The organism is uncultured Thiohalocapsa sp., from assembly GCF_913062725.1.
Taxonomy (GTDB): domain Bacteria; phylum Pseudomonadota; class Gammaproteobacteria; order Chromatiales; family Chromatiaceae; genus Thiohalocapsa.
The window spans coordinates 1-2,280 of record NZ_CAJXWY010000132.1 but is presented as its reverse complement, the minus strand read 5'-3'; the positions used below and the strand labels follow the sequence as shown (position 1 = coordinate 2,280).

General features: G+C 64.4%; 3 protein-coding genes. All 3 read right to left on the bottom strand.

The window, feature by feature from the left end; translation table 11 throughout:
• Window positions 1-82 precede the first annotated feature (82 nt).
• Window positions 83-1,033: an RNA polymerase subunit sigma gene (locus QZ588_RS18065; RefSeq protein WP_295544507.1), complete on the bottom strand. Its 951-nt coding sequence runs from the start codon at window positions 1,031-1,033 to the stop codon at window positions 83-85.
• Between the two features lie 152 nt (window positions 1,034-1,185).
• Entirely contained in the window at window positions 1,186-1,608 is a 423-nt protein-coding gene (locus QZ588_RS18060; protein WP_295544506.1) for a PIN domain-containing protein, read from the bottom strand.
• The gene (locus QZ588_RS18055; protein ID WP_295544505.1) at window positions 1,598-1,837 is read right to left on the bottom strand and encodes a hypothetical protein; all 240 of its coding nucleotides are present in this window, start codon (window positions 1,835-1,837) and stop codon (window positions 1,598-1,600) included. Before QZ588_RS18055 ends, QZ588_RS18060 begins: the two co-directional genes overlap by 11 nt.
• Between the last annotated feature and the right edge of the window lie 443 nt (window positions 1,838-2,280).

Sequence of the window (2,280 nt, the reverse complement as noted above, 5' to 3'; positions counted from 1 at the left end):
CGAAGTGCAAAAGCTCTCGCCCAAAATTGCCGTGATCGGCGTGGGTGGTGCTGGCGGAAACGCCGTCAATAACATGATTTCTTCAAATCTGGAGGGCTGCGAGTTTCTGGTCTGTAATACAGACGCGCAAGCGCTGGAGCATTCCGGCTAGGGTCGTGCCTTCGACCACGTTGCCGTCAAAGACCTCGGAGCGCCGCACGAAGCCACTGCCATCGAGCACCAGGCCCAGGGTCAGCAGGGGACAATCGCTGCGCTGCTCCTTGGAGTGGCCATGCTGGGCCTTGGGGTTGGCGGCCGCTTCGCCCTCGAAATAGGTGTTGGTCAGATCGTAGAGGGTGACCGACCAGTCGAGCCCGAACAGGCCCGTCAGGCGCGTAAACAGCGCCCCTTCGAGTGTCTCGCGGTGGCGCATCAGCACATCGGCGGCGCGATACAGCTGCATCAGACTCATGGCCTCAAAGTCGACATCGAGCAACTCGCCCAGCCCACTGCGTTGACACAGCCAACGCTGGGTGGCCAGTTCTGAACCTGGCGCGGCCATACGTCCCAGAATGACGCCCAGCACCGCGGCGCGTTGCGGCCCGGTGAGCCCCAGGGCCTCAAGTTGCTCGACGAAGTCGACCTGCGCCATCGCCCAGAGCCCGACCGCCTCGACCCCGACCGTGCGCGGGCGACTGAGCTTGAGCGAATCAAGCACGATGCTGTGCACCTCCACGGGTGCCGTGCTCCTGGATGCCGTGGCCTCAGGCACTGCGCCTTGACGGGCCAGCAGCAGCGCGGCGAGACGCTGCGCTTCGCGTTCGATCAGCAGCCCACCTGCGCCGCCGAGCAAGACCTCCTGACCACTGAGGATCTCCTCCAGGCGCATGCAGAGCGTCGGCCAGTGCGCTTGCGCCACCGGGAAATGCCGCCCCAGGTTGAGCAGGGTCACCTGGCGCACCTTCCCGCCCACGCGCTCGGAGCGCACCAGCCGGTGCGTGAAGTAACGCTCACCGGTGGCCGTGTTGCGCGTCTGGGTGCGGCGGATGTACATACCCGGAACGCTAGACCCTGCAACGCCACAAGGCAACAGACCCCGTCGAATGTTATGGCACTACTTTGCGCAATCAGGCTCGCTGGTATAATGAAATCAATGCCTTAGTCCGAAAAGCCGCCCAGAATCAATGGGGCCATGTTAAAGTTGGGCTACCCGACGACGGCGAAGGGATTGGTGACCTGCATCCCTTCGATGCGCCAGCCGTCCTGAAGGTCCTCTGTCATCAACCGATGGGCGCCTTCTGCGAGGGCCGTCTCGATGATGAGACCGTCCCAGAACGAGACGCGGGCATCGATGCTGCGCCGGATGGCCTGCTGGACCTGTTCTGGCGTTGGCGCGGCGACCGGAAAGACGCGGAATTCATCGACGGCCTGGAGGGCTCGCTCAGGTGCCAATGGCCGGGCGAGCTTCCGCGTCACCGTCACGTAAAACTCAGCGAGCACCTGAGTGCTCAGACGGGGTTCGGCGCTCTCCCGTAGAAGCTCCTGAGCAATTCTCTGCTTTCGCGGTTCATCGTTGTCGAAGAGATAGACAAGGACGTTCGTGTCCAGGAACAGAACCTCATCGCTCATAAAGCTCATCCCGGGACCAGCGGCGGCCACCGCTGCCCGCTTGCGATTGCTCGCCGAGTTGCACGAGGCGGTCGGCGGCGTTCTGCCGGAGCCGCCTCAACTCGTTGGGTTGCGCCCAGCCTTCAAGATAGCGAGCCAGGACTGCGTTGACAGATACGCCCTCCTCGATTGCGCGAATGCGCGCGCGCTTGAGCACGTCCGCGGGAACGCTGATGGTTAGGTTGCTCATGATGGCCCCTCACACGGTTTCACGAAATCAGTGTAGCACGATGAAGCTGCCGCGAAAGCGGCTGCTGAGCTGAGACCCGCGGTCGGGTTCCGCCGCGGTCCGAGCGAGCCGGCCGCCTCCATTTGTTCGCATCGCTGTAGGACCCGGAGACGAAGGCCCGCAGGTCCGGCTCGAAGCGTTGTACCCAGAGCAGGCCAATTGACGGCGGGGTATCGCTGAGGGTCGGCCCGGAGAAGGATAGAAAGGATAGGAAATCCAAGCCACCCTGGGCATCCAGATTGGCCCGGGGAGGGAGGTGATCGGGGCTGGGGTGCGCGGTCGCGCGGTCAACGCCCAACAGCGGGGCTCACGGACGTCGCGCGCGACGCAGGCGCCCGCGTCCCGGGGATGCTGGGGGGAGCATCTGCGGCGCAGCGTGCCGCCGGGCGCGCAGGGGGCCACAC